Annotated in this window: 8 protein-coding genes; 6 read left to right on the plus strand and 2 right to left on the minus strand. The window is 73.6% G+C overall.

All coding sequences use genetic code 11. From position 1 onward, the window contains the following. Positions 1–35 precede the first annotated feature (35 nt). Positions 36–1,997, minus strand: a complete 1,962-nt coding sequence (locus WMF39_RS42300) for an alpha-amylase family glycosyl hydrolase (RefSeq protein WP_437742114.1) — start codon at positions 1,995–1,997, stop codon at positions 36–38. Positions 1,998–2,567: 570 nt separating this feature from the next. On the opposite strand from WMF39_RS42300, the gene WMF39_RS42305 reads away from it, so the two are divergent. The 4 genes from WMF39_RS42305 (at position 2,568) to WMF39_RS42320 (ending at position 14,063) form a co-directional block, all read left to right on the plus strand. Continuing rightward, positions 2,568–6,128: an AAA-like domain-containing protein gene (locus WMF39_RS42305; RefSeq protein WP_437742115.1), complete on the plus strand. Its 3,561-nt coding sequence runs from the start codon at positions 2,568–2,570 to the stop codon at positions 6,126–6,128. A gap of 308 nt (positions 6,129–6,436) precedes the next feature. Further along, positions 6,437–10,171 (plus strand): protein kinase domain-containing protein, encoded by a 3,735-nt coding sequence (locus WMF39_RS42310; protein WP_437742116.1) that lies wholly within the window; start codon positions 6,437–6,439, stop codon positions 10,169–10,171. After that, positions 10,168–13,449 carry a hypothetical protein gene (locus WMF39_RS42315; protein WP_437742117.1) on the plus strand — a complete coding sequence of 1,094 codons (3,282 nt, stop codon included), beginning with the start codon at positions 10,168–10,170 and terminating at the stop codon, positions 13,447–13,449. The genes WMF39_RS42310 and WMF39_RS42315 overlap by 4 nt, the downstream gene beginning before the upstream one ends. Further along, complete coding sequence (locus WMF39_RS42320; protein WP_437742118.1) at positions 13,449–14,063, plus strand: hypothetical protein; 615 nt, start codon at positions 13,449–13,451, stop codon at positions 14,061–14,063. Before WMF39_RS42315 ends, WMF39_RS42320 begins: the two co-directional genes overlap by 1 nt. A gap of 75 nt (positions 14,064–14,138) precedes the next feature. On the opposite strand, the gene WMF39_RS42325 is transcribed toward WMF39_RS42320, so the two are convergent. Next, positions 14,139–15,662: an MFS transporter gene (locus WMF39_RS42325; protein WP_437742119.1), complete on the minus strand. Its 1,524-nt coding sequence runs from the start codon at positions 15,660–15,662 to the stop codon at positions 14,139–14,141. 513 nt (positions 15,663–16,175) lie between these two features. On the opposite strand from WMF39_RS42325, the gene WMF39_RS42330 reads away from it, so the two are divergent. Both WMF39_RS42330 and WMF39_RS42335 read left to right on the plus strand, forming a co-directional pair. Further along, positions 16,176–17,252 (plus strand): tyrosine recombinase XerC, encoded by a 1,077-nt coding sequence (locus WMF39_RS42330; protein ID WP_437748106.1) that lies wholly within the window; start codon positions 16,176–16,178, stop codon positions 17,250–17,252. Continuing rightward, the gene (locus WMF39_RS42335; protein WP_437742120.1) at positions 17,249–19,561 is read left to right on the plus strand and encodes a sulfatase-like hydrolase/transferase; all 2,313 of its coding nucleotides are present in this window, start codon (positions 17,249–17,251) and stop codon (positions 19,559–19,561) included. The genes WMF39_RS42330 and WMF39_RS42335 overlap by 4 nt, the downstream gene beginning before the upstream one ends. Positions 19,562–19,644 lie beyond the last annotated feature (83 nt).

Here is a 19,644-nt window from a genome sequence, read left to right on the forward strand (position 1 = left end):
GAGACTCTCTTGGAAGGGAGGAGTGCCAGGCAGGATCAGAGACCATGGATGATCTGGTCTTCCGGGATGAGCAGCGCCCCGCTCACCGGAGGCAGCTTGACGGTGACAGCGCCGTTCGCGCCCGCCCTATATGTCTTTTTTTCGGGCGAGAGCACGTCGACGAGCACGGTCCCCCGCGTCAGCCCCGTGGTCATCGCCGCCCCGTCGAAGCTCGTGGCGCTCTGCTTCCGGGGGTGCGTGTTGAGCACCACGAGCGCATAGTCGCCGTCCGGCTCCCCCCGCTCGAACGCGAAGATCCCCGCGTCCTCGTCCCCTTCGCCCGTCCGCTCCGTCGACCAGCGCACCCGCTGCTCGCCGACGGTGAGCGCCGGGTAGCCCCTGCGCAGCGCCGTGAGCCGCTGGACCCACCGGAAGAGCGGGTGCTCCGTGTCATAGCCGCTCTCCCGGAGATCTTCGCGGTTCGCCGGATCGTCGCCGCCGCTGAAGCCCTGCTCCGTGCCGTAGTACAGGCAAGGGATGCCGTCCTCCGTGAAGAGGAACAGGAGCGCATTCTTGAGCGCCGCCTCGGGATCGGCCTTGAAGGGCGAGGCGCCCGGGCCGACATGGAGGAAGCGCGGGACGTCGTGGTTGTCGATGAAGTTGACCAGCGCCTTCAGCGGCGGAACGCCAATGCCGTTCGCGTTCGGCTCAGCGCCGTAGTTGAGCGCCCGCGCGTCCCAGAGCGCCTCGATCCGCCGCGTGGCCCGAGCGTCCCGGAAGACGTCGCGGAAGACCCGATAATGCTGGGGGAAATAAAGCACGGAGTCGACCGAGTCCCCCGTGATCGGCGCGGCGCCCGGACAGCCCCCCTCCGCCTCGTCGCCGTTCTCGCGCTCGAGATCGCCGCCGAGCGCTTCGTCGTGCGGGTGGGCCGGGACCTCGTGCTTCGTGAAGCTGCCGACGAGGTCGTCCTTGCCGTCGAAGGCCTCGCCGAACATGAAGAAATCGGCCTTGCCCATCGTCGCCAGCTGCAGCCGGACGTTCTGCGTGAAATAGCGCCAGAACTCGTGCTCGACGTGCTTCAGCGTGTCGATGCGGAACCCGTCGACGTCGGTGAGCTCGACCCAGCGCACGAACACGTCGACCATCGCCCGCTTCACGTCGCAGCGGGAGGTGTCGATGTCCTTGAGGCCGCCCGGGAGATCGCCGTGCACGAGCTGGTCGACATCCTCGAAATCGAGGATGCGCCCCTTGCGGCTGTAGACCTCGGGGTTTTGGAAGAGCACGGGCTGCGGCGGTAGGTGGTTGGTCGCGGGGTCGTGGCGGAAGACGATCGGCGCCGGACCCGACTTGCCGGGCGACGTCCGCGCCTGGACGCCGCGGGGGTCGAACTCCGGATCGTACTCGTTCACTGCCTCGACCTGGAGGCGCCCGTCCTCGCCGCTGCCGTGGGCGTCCTCGTCGGGCTGCCCATTCTCGTTGATATCATAATAGAACAGCTGGCCGACGTGGTTCGTCACGATATCGAGGATGACCTTCATACCGCGGCCGTGGGCCGACGCGACGAGCCGGCGCAGCGACGCGAGGTCGCCGAAATGGGGGTTCAGCTCGGTGAAATCCTGCGTCCAGTAACCGTGGTATCCGTCGACGCCGGCGTCGGTGTCGACGTTCTTGACGATCGGCGAGATCCAGAGCGCGGTGACGCCGAGCGCCTCGAGGTAGGGCAGACCCTCCTCGAGCCCCTTCCAGTCGCCGCCGTGCCACCTGCTTGGCGCCGAGGACACCCGATGGTTGTTCCCCGCGTCGCCGTCGGCGAAGCGGTCTATCAGCACCTGATAGATGATCTCCTCCCGCCAGTCGCTCGCGTGGGCCCCGAGCGAGGCCGACCGCGCGGGCTCCTCGTCGAGCTCGGCGCACGCCGCCGCGAGGAGCGCGAGCGAGGCGGCCCCGGCCGCCCGCGCGAGGGCGGCCGCGCGCGCCGTTCGCCAGAGGGAGAGTCTCGATCGCCGCCGGTCCATCGCGATCACCTTAGCTCGGCGTGTCGAGCCATCACGCATCCACGCGAGCCGACACACGCGCCGGACGAGAGCCCATCTCGACGGATGAGCCCGATGGGCAGCGGCGCGACCGCGTCCGGGCCAGGCCGCCCGCGCGCTCCGGCAGGAGCTTCTGGAGTGTCAGGCAAAACCGTAGTGTCCGCAGGAGCCTTCCGAGCCGCGGAGCGCAATGCGCAGACGAGCAGCGGCACGGCGGCCGGCGCGGCCACGACGCGATTCTGCCCCGCCCTCAACGCCCCTCGCACGGCGCGAACGCTACACCGGCAGCGGTGGCCCGGTCCACGATTTCTGGACGTAAAAAGCGGGTTTTCGCGGCGCGACACGATCGACGCACACGCAATCGCGCCGCGCGCGACACAGGCGCGCAGGCGCACAGCCGGGGCCGGGACGCGCGTCGCCGGCGAATCCCGATCGTGTGAGCGCCAGCCCATCCGGTCGACGCGACATTCGCGGGACATTCACCGCGCCGTCGCGAGCCCTGTTGTTTCACCGCGGACGCCAGCGACACGGGCTGTCGTTCCGTTGACGGTCATGGCGTCGCATGGCACCGTCAGATTCGTGACCTTCTCGGCGCCTCCCGACCTCGTTCAGGCGAAGGCCAGTGCCGGAGATCACAGGCGCCGGTTCCAGGCGGGCGGGACCGTGGGCGACGGCGTGATCTATATCGAGCGCCCCGCCGACAGAGAGCTCTTCGAGGCGCTCCTGCGCGGAGAGCTCTGCTATGTGCTGTCGACCCGGCACATCGGGAAATCCAGCCTGCGACTCCAGGTCTCGACGCGGCTCCGCGCCGAGCAGGTGGAGTGCGCGAGCGTCGATCTCGGGGCGCTCGGCACCGACACCACCTCGCCGGTGAGCTGGTACCTCGGGATCGCGTCGGAGTTCGCCGAGCAGCTCGGGCTGGAGCCGCCGGACGAGTTCTGGGATGCCCACTGGCACCTCGGGCCGGTGCACTGCTGGTTGCGCTGGCTCGAGGACGTCGTGCTCGTGGAGATCTCCTCCGCGATCGTCCTGTTCATCGACGAGGTCGACGCCACGCTGGCCCTCCCGTTCTCGCGGGACGATTTCTTCGCCGTCCTCCGGGCCGTCGTGAACCGGCGCGCGGAGCGCCCCGCCAACGCCCGGCTGACCTTCTGCCTGCTCGGGGCGGCGGCGCCCTCGGAGCTCGTCGCGGATCCGGCGCGCGCGCCGTTCAACATCGGCCGCCCGATCCGGCTCGGCGACTTCACCCGCGCCGAGGCGCGCGGCTTCCGCGCGGGCCTGGAGGGGCTCGTGGCAGACCCCGACGCGCTGCTCGACGCGGTCTTCGCGTGGACCTCGGGGCACCCCTACATGACGCAGCGGCTCTGCGCCGATCTCGCCGGAGAGCGGCGCGATCTCGACGTCGACGAGGCCGTGGCGCGGCGGTTCCTGGACCAGGGCCGGACCGAGGACCCGAACCTGCGCCACGCGGAGCGGTGCCTGGAGGCGCAGGGGCCCCGCTGCGGGCGGACGCCGGCGCTCCTCCGGCTGTACAAGCAGCTGCTCGACGGCCACCGGGTGGGCGTCGACGCCGGGGACCCGGTCCAGCGGACGCTGCTGCTCTCGGGGCTCTCCGTGGAGCGGACGGAGGCCTCGGGCGCGCCGTACCTCGACGTGCGCAATCGCGTCGTCCGCCAGGTCTTCGACCGGGCGTGGGTGCTGTCGCGGGAGGCGGACCGAGCCACAAGGGAGCCGCTCGCGCGCTGGCTGTCGCACGGGCGGAGGGACGACTACGTCGTGGGCGGCGCGGCGCTCGCGGAGCTCACGTCGTGGTGCGATGGGCGGGCGGACCTCTCGGCGGAGGAGAGGGCGTTCCTCTCCGCCTGCGCGCGGGCGGAGGGCCAGAAGCGGTCGGCGCGGCGGCTCGTCACCGTGCTCGCCGTCGCCGTCACGCTGCTCGGCGGCCTGACCCTCGTGCTCCTCTGGCAGATGGGGAAGGAGGAGCGGGCGCTCCTCCGCGCGCAGCAGGAGTCGCGCGAGAACGGCGCCCGGCGGCTCGCGGCCCAGTCGGCGAAGGAGCGCGCCGAGGGCCTGCTGCCCCGCGCGCGCCTGCTCGCCGTGGAGGCGGCCCTCGCCGCCAGGGCGAGCGGCCGCCCCGCGGGCCCCGCCGTGGTGCAGGCGCTCGGCGACGCGGTCTGGGGCCCCGCCGTCGACCAGGAGGTGCTCGTCGGGCGCGGCGGCGCGGTCCACCACGCGGCCTTCAGCCCCGACAGCCGCCTCGTCGCCACCGCCTCGGCCGACGGGGCCGCGAGGATCTTCCGCCTCGGCGGGCGCGGCGAGCCGCTCGTGCTGCGCGCCCCCACCTCCGCCGGCGTCGTCGCCGTCGCCTTCAGCCACGACGGGAGCCTCCTGGCGACCGCGTCGACCGACGGCGCGGTGCGCCTGTGGCGCCCCGACGGCCACGAGGTTCGCGCGCTCGGGACGAGGGACGCCGCGCCGACCAGCGTGGCGTTCAGCCCGGATGGCAGCCGCGTCGTCGCGGGGACGACGGGCGGCGCGATCTACGTGTGGCGCCCCGGCATGGAGGGCGAGCCGCCGCTCGTCGTGCCCCTGGGCGAGCGGCTCATCCGGCGCGCGGTGTTCAGCCACGACGGGGCCCGGATCCTCGCCACGGCCATCAGCGGGACGGTCTACGTCGTCCGCGCCGACGGGCAGGGCGCCCCCGCGGCGCTGAAGGGGCACGGGCCGGGCGTCGAGAGCGCGGACACGAGCCCGGTGGACGACCGCATCGTCCTCGCGACGGGCGACGGGACGGCGCGCATCCCCGGCGCGGACCGGCGTGAGCCCGTCGTCCTCCGCGGGCACGAGGGCGCGGTGCGCAGCGCCGCCTTCAGCGCCGACGGCGGCGCAGTGGTCACGGCCTCCGCGGACGGGACCGCGCGCGTCTTCCGCGCGGACGGCAAGGGCGCGCCGATGGTCCTCGAGGGCCACGAGGGGGTCGTGAACAGCGCCGCCTTCAGCCGCGACGGCGCGAGCGTCGTCACCGCGTCGGAGGACGGGACCGCGCGGGTGTGGCGGCTCGGCGGGCCGGGCGAGCCGCTGCTCCTGCGCGGCCATGAGGGGCCGCTGACCGGCATCGCCATCAGCCACGACGGCAGCAGGATCGCCACCGCCGGGACCGACAAGACCGCGCGCGTCTTCCGGGCCGACGGCTCGGGTGAGCCCGTCGTCTTCCGCGGGCACGCGGAGCACCTGCTCAGCGTCGACCTCAGCCCCGATGGGAGCCGCCTCGTCACCGGCTCGGCCGACAAGACGGCGCGGATCTGGCGCGCCGATGGGCGGGGCCAGCCGATCGTGCTCGGGGTCCACGACGACCGGGTGGTGGGCGTCGCCTTCAGCCCGGAGGGCACCCGGATCGTCACCACCTCGTGGAACGGCATCCTGCGCGTGTTCGAGGACGGCGTCCCGGGCGAGCCCGTCGTGCTGCGCGACGAGCGCGCGGGGCTGCTCCGGGCGGCGTTCAGCCCGGATGGCCAGCACATCGTGGCGACGTCGGGGCCCAACGTGAAGGTCTGGCCCGCGGACGGCCGCGGCGCCCCGCGCGTCCTCCCGTCGGGGTACGAGGACCGGGCGATCGCCGCGATCGCGGTGAGCCCGGACGGGAGCCACGTCGCGATCGCCGCGCTCGACGGCGGCGTGCGGCTGCTCCGCGTCGACGGCCAGGGCCAGCCCCTCCTCCTGAACGGCCTCGGCGCGGCGGTCCGGACCGTCGCGTTCAGCAGCGACAGCGCGCGCCTCGTCGCGGTGTCGAGCGACGGCATCGCGCGGGTGCTCCCCGTCGACGGGCAGGGCGAGGCGATCACCCTCCGCGCCGAGGGCGTCACGCTGACGGACGCCGTGTTCAGCCCCGACGCCACCCGCGTCGTGACCGCCGCGAACGACGGCGCGGCGCGCGTCTTCTCGATCGCGGCCGAGTCCCTGATGGCGCGCGCATGCGCCTACGCCGGGCGCAACTTCACGCGCGAGGAATGGGCGCAGCTCATGCCCGGCATCGACTACCGCGCCACGTGCCCCGAGTGGCCAGGCGCCCCCGAGCAGGACGCCGGCGCAGCGCCGCGGCTGGACGTGCGCTGAAGCGGGGAATCGTCGGTGAGTGTCCGGGCGTGTCGGCGCGCTCCGCGGCGGGCCGTGATCTTCTCTATCGGTTGCACGCGAAAGCTGAACTCACGCGAAGCCACGTGAACCCACGTGAACCCACGTGAACCGCGCGCTGCGCGCTGCGAGGCGCCTGGCAGCAGCCCCACAGGATGCCTCTCCCACCTTTATTCCGTGGGGGCGGACCTTCTTGTCATGGTTCGCGCTTCAGCGGGAACCATGTATGCTCGGCCAGGCTTGCTCGCCCTCTGCCGCGCACTGCGCGGCCCCTGATCGCTGCCCGGTCTATGGCCCCGCTCGACCCGTACGCCGAGGAGCCGAACCTCGTGGACACCGCCGCTTCGCGGATCGGGACAGCCCTGAACGCCAAGTGGCGGCTCGACGATCTGCTCGGCGTCGGCGGCATGGGCGCGGTGTTCGCGGCGACCCACCGCAGGGGGACGCGGGCGGCGGTCAAGGTCCTCCACATCGAGTTCGCGCGCAACGCCGAGCTGCGGGACCGCTTCCTGCGCGAGGGCAAGATCGCGAACCGGGTCGATCACCCGGCGCGCGTCGCCGTGGTCGAGGACGACCTCAGCGACCGCGGCGAGCCGTTCCTCGTCATGGAGCTGCTCTCCGGCACCACGCTCCAGCGGCTCGCGAGCAGCGCAGGCGGCACCCTCCCCCTCGCCCAGGTGCTGCCCGTCTTCGACGTCGTGCTCGATCTGCTCGAGAAGTGCCACTCGATCGGCATCGTCCACCGCGACATCAAGCCGGCCAACATCTTCGTCACGAGCGCCGGCCACGTGAAGGTCCTCGACTTCGGCATCGCCCGGATGCGCGACCCCGAGCGGCAGGCCACGCGCGCGGGGCTCACGTTCGGCACGCCGGCCTTCATGTCGCCCGAGCAGGCGATGGGCGTGTCCGGCATCGACGGCCGGTCCGACCTCTGGTCGGTCGGCGCGAGCCTGTTCACCCTCCTGTCAGGCAAGCGGCTCAACCGCGGCCGGAGCGAGTCCGAGTCGTATTTCCTCGCCGCGACGCAGACAGCGCCGTCGATCGCGACCGAGGTCCCCGACCTGCCGGTCGAGATCGTGGCGTTCGTCGACAAGGCGCTCGCCTTCGAGCGCGGGGGCCGCTTCCAGAGCGCCGCCGCGATGCGCGGCGAGCTCCGCCGGCTGACGGCCGCGCACGCCGCCGGCCAGCTGACGCCCTCGCGCGAGAAGAAGGCGCCGCGCGTGCTCGTCCGCGGCAACGACACCATCGACGAGGACCAGGATCCGCCGTCGATCGTCGAGCAGACCTGCCAGCGGCTCGTCGGCGTCTGGAGGCAGCTCGCGCTCGTGCTCAGCAACATCCGCCAGTACGGGTGGAACCACCCCCACGTGAACAAGGGCATCCACTTCGCGTTCGACGAGATCACGCGGACGCTCTCGCAGAACCCCCTCGGCGTCCGCTGGGAGGTCACCCCGAGCGCGTTCACCTCGGGCGGCCAGCCGATCTGGCAGCCCGACAGGCCCCCGTTCGATCGCATCCCCTACCAGCTCTTCGCCGACGGCGTCCGGAAGATCCAGATCAAGGCCGGCATCACCGAGGCCGAGCTCCGCGATTTCGCCGCCATCCTGCTCCGCGACCAGAGCTTCGGCATGGGCGAGGACGACGACGCCGTGACCGCGCTCTGGGACCGGCGCTTCGAGCACATCGCGTACATGGCGATCGACCAGTTCGCCGAGGGCGACGCGGACCTGGAGGATTTCGAGGAGCAGTGCCGGGAGGTCGCGGTGGGGGCGCGCGCCCTCGCGCAGATCGAGAGCCTGTGGGACGAGAGCTCGCTCGCGGGCAGGGCGCTGCAGCGGAACGTCGAGGCCGCGCTCGCGGAGACGGGCGCGGCCGCCTCGGCGCTCGCCATCGACCCGCTGACCCGGAGCACCCTCGGCGCCCAGATCGCGCTGCCGTCGGAGCAGTGGAACGAGCGCTACATGGACGCGTTCGTCGACGGCTACGTGGATGCCGTCCGGCACGGCGACGAGGACCGCATGACGGGGGCGCTCACCGCGTGGACCGCCGACCAGATCGTCCTGCACAGCTACGAGCTCGCGTTCGAGGTGCAGACGATGCTCCGGCGCGCGTTCTTCGCGCGGCTCGACGGCATGCAGCGCGGCGCGGCAGGTGCGGCAGGCGCGGCAAGTGCGGCAAGTCGATCGAGCGCCGCGCTGCCGCAGCTCTCGCCGCGCGCCGTCGACCGGGCGCTCGCGCAGGCGATGTTCCCGGTCGAGGCGCTCAGGGCGATCCTCAGCGATCTCGCGACGGCTCACCCGGAGGAGGCCACCGGCGCGGCGGCCACCGGCGCGGCGGCCACGGGAGCGTCGGCCACCGGCGCGGTGGGCCACGGCGCGGCGGCCGCAGGCGCTGCCCTCGGCGGCGCGGCGGCCGCAGGCGTGGCGGCGCAGGCCGGCGTGGGCCGGAGCGCGGCGCAGGCCGGCGCAAGCCGGAGCGCGACACAGGTCGACGCAGGTCGGAGCACGGCGCACGCCGATCCAGGGCGCAGCGCGGCGCAGGCCGGCGCAAGCCGGAACACGTTGCAGGCCGGCGCAAGCCGGAACACGTTGCAGGCCGGCACAAGCCGGAACACGTTGCAGGCCGGCGCAAGCCGGAGCGCGGCGCAAGCCGGCGCGAGCCGGAGCGTGGCGCCGCTCGACCCGGCGATCGTCGAGGGGCTGGCCCACGCGCTCGACGTGCTCGAGGACGGCTCGCTCTTCAGCGCCGCATGCCAGTGCCACGGCGCGGTGCAGTCCGAGCGCCTGCGCGAGGTCCTGTTCGCCTACATGCGGCGGTGGGCGCCGGGCCGGGAGGCCGAGCTCGGGGACCTGCTCTCTCGCGCCCCGGCCCCCCTCGCCCTGACGCTCCTCCAGCTGCTCGCGCAGCTCAAGACGCCCGGCGCCCTCGCCGCGCTGGAGGCCGGCTTCGCGAGCCCGCACGTCGAGGTGCGCATCAACGCGCTCGCCGAGCTCCCCGACGCCGCCGCGGGCGAGGGCGGCTCCGCGAGCTCCGCCGCCGAGCGCGTCCGGGAGGAGCTCCAGAAGCTCCTCGACGACCCCGCGCCGCCGGTGCGCTGCGAGGCCCTGCGCCTCATCGGCAAGCTCGGCGTGCTCGCCGCGGGCCCGACGCTCGTGCGGCGGATCGTCGCGCCGTCGTTCCACGACCTCTCGGGGGCAGAGCGGCGGCAGTGGCTCGAGACCGTCGCGCACCTGAACCCCGCGCGCGCCGAGAAGCTCGCGATCGAGCTGCTCGAGAAGCGCCAGCTCATCCCGTCCGAGGCGATCGAGCAGACCCGCGAGCTGGCCGCGCACTTCCTCTGCCAGGCGCGGAGCTACGAGGCGCTCCGCGCGGTCAAGGAGGCGACCAAGCCGCGCTGGTGGAACACCCCGCCAGTGCGCGACGCCGCCGCGCGCGCCGCGGTCGCGATCGCCGCGCGCCTCGTCGCGCCGACCCGCCCGAGCGAGCGCCCGCCGGCGCAGGCGCACCCGGACGCGAGCGCGCCGCCCTCGCGCGCAAAGCGCTCGTACTCGCCCGTCTCGGTCCGGCGCGTGAGCCCGGGCGGGCCGCTCAGCCTGCCCGACCAGCTCGAGCCGTGGAGCACCCCGCGCCCCGGATCCATGACCCCGAACGGCGGCGACGGCGGCCGATCCGCCTACAGGGCGCCGCTCGTGTCGCCGGTGCCCGCCTCGACGAGCGCCGCCTCGGCGCCTCCCACCTCCGTGCCGTTCAGCCGGCGTGGGCCGCCGCCTTCCTCCACGTCGTCGTCCACCCCGACGGCCGCGCCGCCGCCGATGCCGCCGTCGATGCCGCGCCCGGCCGCGCCGCCGAGGTCCCCCGCCCCGCCCTCGAGCGCCAGCGCCGCGCCGTACAGCGTGCGGCAGGGCCCCGCCTCGTTGCCCTTCGGCGCGCCGTCCCGCACGGCCATCGAGCCTGCGCCCGGCAGCGCGGTGCCCTCGACGAAGCCGGCGCCGTCTCCGTCGCCCCGCGGCGGGAGGAAGCCGTGAGCGAGGAGAAAGCCAACCTCCACGAGAGCACCGGCGACACGGCGATCTCGGGCGTGAAGGCCGACGGGCGGCGCCGCGCGGCGCTCGGCCTGGTGCAGATGATCTACCGGCTCGCGAAGGCGTGCCTCCTGCACAGCGACTCGAACCAGGCGGTGCTGTCGCTCGTTCCGTCCGCGATCGACAGCATCGTCCAGTTCTGCGAGCTGTCGGGGAGCGAGGCCGCGACGATCGTGTTCGCGGGCAACACCCTCTTCATCAACGGCCAGATGCTCCGCGCCTCGCGCGAGACGTACGAGGTCGCCCTGGAGCTCGGCAGCTTCTTCGAGGCCTGCGACGTCTCCGAGCTCGTGCTCGACAAGGCGGTCCGTCGCGCCGAGCTCGCCGCCTTCGCCCGCCTCCTCGCCGACGCCCAGCGCGACCGCAGCATCGCCGCGCGGCTCCTCCAGTCGAGCCTGCGGGGCGTCCGCGTCCGCAAGCTCACGAACCCGTTCCCTGGCGGGGCCATCGACGGCGACGGCACCCGCATCGGCCGGATCAGCCGCACCTACGCGGCGGCGATCCTCGTGATGCGATCGTTCTACGCGGCCCTGCGCTCGTCCCCGGCGATCTTGCCGCAGCGGGTGAAGCGCGTCGCGCAGAAGCTCGTCGCCGCGGCCGAGGAGGACGCGCGCCTCCTGCTCTCGGTCGCCGCGGGCAAGATCGCCGACCCGGACGAGGGGGGCATCAGCGTGTCCACGGCGATCGTCGCGCTGGGCATCGCCCGGCAGCTCACGACCGACAGGAGGATGCTCGGGAGCCTCGTCACCGCGGCGCTGCTCTACGACGTGAGCCGGCTGCGGCTCACGGGGGTGCTCGCCGGCTCGGGCGACGGCGAGGAGCCGGTCGCGCGCTCTCTCCTCGAGCGCGGCCTGAGCGACGACGAGAAGGAGCGGCTGCCCGCGAGCGCGGCCGTCATGTTGACGGCGCTCGGCAAGCTGCACGCGCCCTCGATCACGCGCACGGTGATCGCCTACGAGGCGCTCGCGCTCCGGCAAGGCGGCCGGCAGGGCCCGCTCTACGGCGGCCGGCGCAGCCCCACGGTGCTCGCGCGGATCCTGGCGGCCGCCCGCCAGTTCACGGAGCTCCGGACGGCGCCGTTCCCGACGATCGAGACCGCGTCGGGCGGCGCCTCGTCGCTCGACGCCGTGCTCCAGCGCATGATCTCGGGCGCCGAGAGCGCGACCGACCGGGCGATCGGCAAGCTGCTCGTCGGCGCGCTCGGCATCATCCCGACGGGGACGTTCGTGCAGCTGAGCACCGGCGAGCTCGGGGTCGTCCTCTCGACGCCGCTGTCGCCCGCGCACTTCGCGCAGCCGCCGGTGCGCGTCCTGTTCGACGAGCAGGGCCACCTCCTCGGCGCGCCGTTCGACGTCGACCTCTCGCAGCGGGCGCCGGGCGCGGAGCCGTGCTTCATCGTCCGGCCCGTCGAGGTCGAGCCTCACCACGAGCGGGCGATCCGCGCCGCGTTCGGCTTCCGTTCCGGGAGGGGCGCCGCGGGGGTGGAGTCGCGCGTGACGGCCGCCGCGCCGGTGCTCTTCGGCGACGAGGTCCCGCCGACGGAGCCGGGCGACACGCTCGCGCCGCGCGCGGTCCGCTCGGAGGAAGGCGCGCGCTCCGCCCAGGCGCGCAAGGAGGCCGCGTGGCTCGGCAGGCCGCTCGCGGGCTCCGCGCAGGCCGGGCCGTCGCCGACCAGCGTGCAACCCCGGCAGCCCGCGCCGGCGGATCGCCCGGCGCCGGCCGAGCGGGGTCGCGACGAGAACCTCATCTCGACGCAGCCGCCTCCCTCGACGGCGGCGGCGCGCGCGGCGATGGCCGTCCCTCCTCCGCCGCGGTTGCCGCGGGACTCGCGGCCCTTCGGGCAGGTCGCGTCGACGAGGTACTCCGTGCCGGCGCCCGAGCCGACGCGCCCGTCGCGGCAGTTCGAGCGCCGGGACGACGCGCCGGCGCGGGACCCGGGCGTGGGCCAGCTGCCGACGATCGGCCCTCCGGCGGGGTTCCCGGCGTCGCGGAGGTCGGGTGATCTCCGGCTCGGCGCGTCGGCGCGCCGGTCGGATTCCCGAGTTGATCCGGAGGATTGGGACTGGGACGACGAGCTCCCGACCATCGATCCGCCGCCGCCGGGGCCGCCGCCGACCTCGCGGAGCCCTTCCTTCGCGTCCGAGCCTCCGCCCGCCAGCGCGCTCGATCACGCGCCCACGTACACCCCGCCCCGTCCTTCGAGCCACGCGTCGGACCGCGCCCCTGCCCCTCGCCATCCATCGCCCCGTCCTTCCAGCCACGCGTCGGACCGCGCCCCGGGCTATCCGCCGCCCCATCCTTCCAGCCACGCGTCGGACCGTGCCCCTGCCCCTCGCTATCCATCGCCCCATCCTTCCAGCCACGCGTCGGACCGTGCCCCTGCCCCTCGCTATCCATCGCCCCGTCCTTCCAGCCACACGTCCGACCGTGCCCCTGCCCCTCGCTATCCATCGCCCCATCCGTCCAGCCACGCGTCCGACCGCGCCCCTGCCCCTCGCTATCCATCGCCCCGTCCTTCCAGCCACGCGTCGGACCGTGCCCCTGGCTACGCGCCGCCCCGTCCTTCCAGCCACGCGTCGGACCGCGCTCCTGGCTATCCGCCGCCCCATCCTTCCAGCCACGCGTCGGACCGCGCCCCTGGCCACGCGCCGCCCCGCATCCCCAGCCCGACGCCGGCCCGTGCTTCCAGCCACGCGCCGCCCCGCATCCCCAGCCCGGCGCCGGCCCGTGCCTCCAGCCATGCGCCGGGCGGTGCCCCAAGCTACGCCCCGGAGCCTGTCCCGACGGAGCGGAACGCGCCGCGCGCGTTCTCCAGCGCCGGGTCCGGCGCGAGCCTGGACGACGCGGACCTGACGTGGACCGACGAGCTGCCGACGCTCGATCCTCCCCCGCCGCCGAGCACGGAAGAGCTCGAGCGCGATCGGCTGCTCGCGGCGTACCTGGCCGAGCGCACGCCGTTCCCGCAGGCTGGTCTTCATGAATGGAGCTCGGCGCCCAGCGAGGCGCCGGGGCGCGCCGAGGCGGACGTCGACGGCAGGTGGCGCGGCGACGCGCTGTCCCAGCGGCCGGCGCCCGACTCGCGGGCGATGGCGCCGATCACCATCGCGCCGACCAGCTCCAGCTCCTTCGGCGCCACGAGGCGCCCGCGCGCGCCCATCCCGCGGGAGGAGCCCGAGGACGACGGGGGTGATCCTCCGGCGCCGGAGGGACGGGACCGCTGATGGCCTGGCCCGCTGCGGCGAGCCGTGGGCTCGCTGCGCTGCTGCTCGCCGCGCCGGCGTGCGCCGACGACGGCAGGGATCCCCCGCCGGTCGAGCACGCCTGCAAGCTCGAGTACCTGGGCGAGGAGGGCGCCGACATCCGCATGGAGGTCATCGCGCTCGACTCGAGCGACGCGGCGCGCCCGGTGAGCGACGGCGACGGGATCGACATCATCATGCCGCCGCAGGGCGGGCGGGTGCTCTTCCTGGGCGTCCGCGCGACGAACCTGAGCGCCTGCGGCGTCCAGCTGTCCGGCTCGCTCCGCGATCCCGTGTCCGGGCGTGTGATGTCCGAGTCGAGGACGGTCAACCTCAGGCCGACCGGCGACGGCTGGGGAGCGAGCGTCGACGCCGACATCTCGACCTTCGCGAACGTGGGAGTCTGCCCGAACAACTGGTCGGGCAGCGACATCTTCGATCACGACTACGAGATCGAGGTGCAGGTGAAGGACAGGGAGGGCCGGACGGCGAAGCAGGTGCGGCAGGTCCGGCCGGCGTGCAACGAGCCCGAGTTCGAGGTCGAGTGCCGCTGCATCTGCAAGCACGGGTACGTCCTCGGCGAGGCGTGCAAGTAGGCCGGAGCGCTGCGAGTCCAGCAGCGGAGTGGATGATCCGAGGCGATGTCGCTCGCGCCGGCGCGGCCGCGCGCCCTACACGTCGAGGTCCTTCCACCGCCTCGAGCGCCGGGAGAAGATCAGCATCCCCACGAGCGAAGCGACCCCGATCGCCGCGAACGAATACCAGATCTCGTAAGGCCGGTAGGTGTCCCAGAGCAGGCGCGTCGCCTCGGCGGCGTCGATGTGCAGCGTCTCCTGCAGCGTCCTGAAGGCCTGCTGGCGCGACACCCCGAGGAGCTCCGAGAGCGACGCCACATCGCCGTTCCAGGCCTTCCCCTTGGCGAGATCGGTCTTCTCGGCGAGGTAGCGCAGGGCCAGCGTGGCCTTCTCGCCCCGGGTCCCATAAAGGATCCCCGCCATCTGCGCGCCGATCGCGGGGCCGATCGCCGCCGGGATGTTGATGTAGCCGAGGTAGAGCGCCTTCTTTCCCTTCGGCGCGATGAGCGAGAAATACTCGCTCTTCTTCGGGCCGGTCAGCATCTCTCCGATGGAGAAGAGCAGGATGCCCAGGAAGAGGACGTAGAGCGACCTCGTGGTCCCTGAGACGAGGATGCCGAAAATGGCGACGAGGATGCCCAGCGTCATCGCCGAGAGCACCTTCATCCTCGCCACCAGGTACGAGAAGGGCACGAGGAGCAGGACGATGCTCACCGAATTCACGTTGAGCACGTTCTCCTGCTTGAGCTGGACCCCGCGCGGATCCTTGATATCGAGCCACGACGCCGGGAGCCAGGGGTTGTTCTGCACGAAGGAGGTGCTGCTGATCCAGTCCGTGTAGAAGTTCGGCATCAGGTCCCAGAGCTGGTACATCATCAGCCAGAACCCCGAGAGCAGCAGGATCACGGTGATGAGCCGCGCGTCCCAGATGTTCTTGATCGTGTCCTTGAAGACCTTCCACGCCCCGGAGGTCTTGTCAGCGCCGGAGTCGACCTCCTTGTACGTGAACAGCATCAGGAAGTTCAGGGAGATGATGGCGGCGCAGCCGTAGAAGACCCACGACCAGCTCTTGCCGTGGAGGTAGCCGGCGAGCGGCGGGCCGATCGCCGCGCCCACGTTCACGAGCCAGTAGAAGAGGCCCCACCCGACCGACGAGTTCGACTTGTCCATCGACTGGGCCAGGGTGCCCTGGATCCCGGGCTTGAAGAGGGCCGTGCCCGTCGCGAGGATGACCACGCCGAGCAGGAAGCCGGTGAAGCTCCGCTGCGTCGCCATCAGCAGATAACCGATGATCTTCAGCCACACCGTGATGAAGATCGTGCGCTTGTAGCCGTACCGGTCGGCGTAACCGCCGGTGACCATCGGGAGCAGCGACTGGATGAGGGCCCAGACCATGTAAATGGTGCCCTTGTCCTGCTGGCTGAAGTGGAGCCCTCCAGGCTCGTCGGCCTGGGCGATGTAGATGGGCATGACGACGCGCACGCCGTAGTAAGCCAGCCGTTCCCACATTTCCATGGTGCAGCCCATCCAGAAGGAGCGCGGCAGGCTTTTCAGGGTCTGAGCAAAGGAAAGCTTCTGCGGCGCCTCGACGGCCGGCTCGCTCACGGCGGCGTTGGTCATTTCATGCTCCTCGTGCGCCCGGGCCCCGGGCAAGCCCTCGTACCACACCGAGAGGAGCGTACACACCTGGATCACAAGCGTGTCCCGCCGCGGTCCGTCAGGGGCAACTACGATTGAGCAGCTCCTTCGCAGCGAGCGAGCGGGCGCCGGTCTCATGCGCGTCGAAACAGCCGATCTCCACCGCCGCGCTCTGCAGTCCGATTCACGCCTCGACAGCGCGGATCATGGATCATCCTGGACAGCAGAGCCGGGAGCGAGCGGAGTTCGCGCCATGTCGCCCACCGGGCGGGTGGTTCGCTCGTGATCCGTGAGGGGCGTTTCTTGTCAGGGCATGGCGCGACGCGCCCTGCGACCGCCACCTGCCTGCCCGGCACCTGGCGACCGCGGTCCCGTCCGGCCAGCGCCCGCCTCCCCTGCCGCGCCGCGCAGCGGCGCCGGCCGAGCGGCGCTGCAGCTCGGCCGCCGGCGAGTCTTTGCCTGCGGCGCCGTCCTGGTGGTAGGGCAAACCCCGTGATGCACGCGCGGCGGAGCGACGATCGATCCGGCGGGACCACGCTGGAGCAGGCGATCGCGCGTTTCCTGACCTACCTTACGGCCGAGCGGCGGGCCTCGCGCCACACCGTGGCTGCGTACCGGCGCGACCTCGAGCAGCTCGCGCGCTTCGCCCGCGAGAAGGCGGCCGCGAACGCCGATCACCGCCCTGCGCGAGCGCGCAGCAAGGCCCCGGCCCCCGGCAAGGCCCCGGCCCCCGGCAAGGCCTCGGCCACCGGCGAGGCTCCCTCTCCGGACGAGGCCACGGCCGTGGATGGCCTCGACGTGCTCCTCCTGCGCAGCTGGCTGGGCTCGCTCGCGCGCACCCACGCGCCCGCCTCGATCGCGCGCAAGGTGGGCGCCGCCCGCGCCCTGCTCCGCTACCTGGAGCGGCGCGGCGAGGTCGACAAGAACGCGGCGGCCCAGCTCGCCCTGCCCAAGGTCCGGCGCCCGCTGCCCACCTTCCTGGACGTCGACGCCGCCGCCGAGGTCATGGAGATCCCCGGCGCCGAGACGGCCGAGGGGCTCCGCGACCGCGCCATGCTGGAGACCCTCTACGGCGCGGGCCTGCGCGTCTCCGAGCTCTGCGGGCTCGACCTCACCCACGTCGACCGGCGCCCGGCCGACAGGGCCGCGGTGCGCGTCGTCGGCAAGGGCGACAAGGAGCGGATCGTCCCGCTCGGCTCCCACGCCCTCGCCGCCATCGAGCGCTACCTCGAGCGGCGCGACGAGCTCGCCGACCCGACGACCGGCGCCCGCGACCCCCGCGCCCTCTTCCTGTCCCGCCGCGGCGCGCGCATCGGCGTGCGCCGCGTCCAGGCGCTGGTGCAGCGCTACGGCGCGCTCGGCGCCGGCCGGGCCGACCTGCACCCGCACGCGCTCCGGCACACCTGCGCGACCCACCTGCTCGACGGCGGCGCCGACCTCCGGGCCATCCAGAAGCTGCTCGGGCACGCCTCGCTCGCCACAACGCAGCGGTACACGCACGTCTCGATCGACCACCTGCTCAAGGTCTACGACGCCGCTCACCCCATGGCGCGGAAGCGGGGCCCGGCGTGAAGCGAGCCTCGAGCTCGCCGGGCCCCGCGGTCCCGACGCTGGCCCGCGCGTGGGCGGGGCGGCTCGCCAGGAGCGCGCTCGGCGCCAGCGTCTTCGGCGTCGTGGCCGCGTCGCTCGACGCCGGGTGGGCCACGGCGGGCGCCGGCGACGACGCCGCCTTCCAGCTCGCCACCTACCTCGCCGACATCGGGGTGTTCGCGCCCGTCGCGCTCGTCGTCGGCCTGCTCGCGGGCGCCTCCGCGATCGTGGTCGACCCGTCGAGCCCGCCGTCGCCGGCCACGCTCGTGGGCGCGCTGCGGGTGCGGGCGATCGGCCGGCCCGCCGACATCGCGGCGTTCGTGCCGCTCGCGGTGCTCGCGGCCTTCCTCTGGATGACCCTGTGCGCCCACCTCGCCCGCGCCCTGCTCGGCCTCGAGGCCGCGCCCCTCCTGGTCGGCACCGCCGTCGCCGCGGGCGCGCTCGGCCTCGGCCTCATCGCGGGCCTCGCCGTCCTCGCCCTCACGCCGCCGCTCAGGCGCGCGCTCGCCAAGGCCAGCGACGGCCGCCCCGCCTGCGTCGATCCGGCGGTCACGGGCGGCGTCGCGCTCGCGATCGCCGCGGCCCTGTTCGCGTTCGGGGTCGCCACGGGCGGCGTCTCGGGCGAGGGCGGCTTCCTCGGTATCTACGGCATCTTCAAGCGCCCCGAGCTCGACCTGCGCGCCCCGGCGCTCCTCCTGGTCGTCGCGCTCGCCGCCTCCCTCGCGCCGGTCGCGGTCCGGACGGCGCGCGCGCCCGTCGCGCTCCTCGCCGCGCTCCTGCCGCTCGCGCTCACCGCGCGCGCCGCCTCGGCGCTCAACGCGGAGCCCGCGGTGGCGCAGGCGATCGAGCGCGGCGCGCCCGTCGGAGGCAAGAGCCTCGCGGTCCTGCGCCGCCTCGCCGATCGCGACGGCGACCGCGCGGCCGCCCTCTTCGGCGGCGGGGACTGCGACGACCGCGACGCGCGCGTCCACCCGCTGGCCGAGGAGATCCTCGACAACGGCGTCGACGACGACTGCTCCGGCGGCGATCTGACGGCCGCGGCGCTCGCCGCGCTCGCCCCCGCCCCGAAGGCGGACCCGCGCGCCGACTCGCGCGGGTCGCCCGCCGCGCGCCTGCCGGCGGACCTGAACGTCGTCCTCGTCACCGTCGACACGCTCCGCTGGGACCTCGGCTACGCGGGCAACCCCCGGCCCGTGTCGCCGAACCTCGACGGCCTCGCGGCCCGCTCCACGGTGTTCGAGCGCGCGTACTCGCTCGCGTCCTACACGGGCAAGAGCGTCGGCCCGATGCTCATCGGCAAGTACGGGAGCGAGACCCACAGGAACTGGGGGCATTTCAACAAGTTCAGCGAGGAGGACACGTTCGTCGCCGAGCGCCTGAAGCGCGCCGGGGTGCGCACGATGAGCGTGCACGGGCACCGCTACTTCGGCAGCTTCGGCGGGCTCGACCGCGGCTTCGACGTGGTGGACATGTCCGCGGCGCCGCCGGAGGGCGCGCCCTGGGACGTCGACAACAAGGCGACGAGCGCCGCGCTGACCGACGCCGCGCTGCGGCTGCTCGGGTCGGCCGACAACACGGGCGGGCGCTTCTTCCTGTGGGTCCACTACCTCGACCCGCACGCCGACTACCTCCGGCACGACGACGCGGCGGGCTTCGGCGCGGCCTCGCAGCGGGATCTCTACGACGGCGAAGTGGCCTTCACGGACCGGCACATCGGCCGGCTGCTCGACGCGATCGCGGCGGCGCCCTTCGGCGGGCGCACGGCGATCGTCGTGACGAGCGATCACGGCGAGGCGTTCGGCGAGCACAAGATGTTCCGCCACGGCTTCGAGCTCTGGGAGGAGCTCGTGCGGGTGCCGCTGGTCGTCCATGTGCCGGGCGCGGCGCCGTCCCGGGTCTCGGCGCGGCGCAGCCTGATCGATCTCGCGCCGACGCTGCTCGATCTGATGCGGGTGCCCGGGCCTGCCGAGGGCGCGGCCGCGAGCGACTTCCTGTCGGGCGCGTCGCTCTTGCCCGACGTGTTCCTCGCCCCGGGCGAGCAGGCCCAGGCGCGCGACGTGCTGATCGACATGCCGGCAGGGCCGTACAACGACGCGCGGCGGTCGTTCCTCCGCGGCGACATGAAGCTGACGATCTCGGGCGGCGCCCGGTTCGAGCTCTACGACCTGGCGAGCGACCCGGAGGAGCGGAAGAACCTCTGGGGCACGCCGGCGGCGAAGGAGATCGAGCCGTACTACGCGGCGGCGCGGGCGCGCCTCCGCGAGGTCCACGTGACCGGCGCCCGCAAGTGACCGCCGCCCGCAAGTAACCGCCGCCCGGATTCGACCGCCCCGTGAAGCGGCCGGCCTGTGCGGCTGACCGGCCGCGCCGGTCG

It is taken from the genome of Sorangium sp. So ce1504 (genome assembly GCF_051521635.1).
GTDB classification, from domain to species: domain Bacteria; phylum Myxococcota_A; class Polyangia; order Polyangiales; family Polyangiaceae; genus Sorangium; species Sorangium cellulosum_B.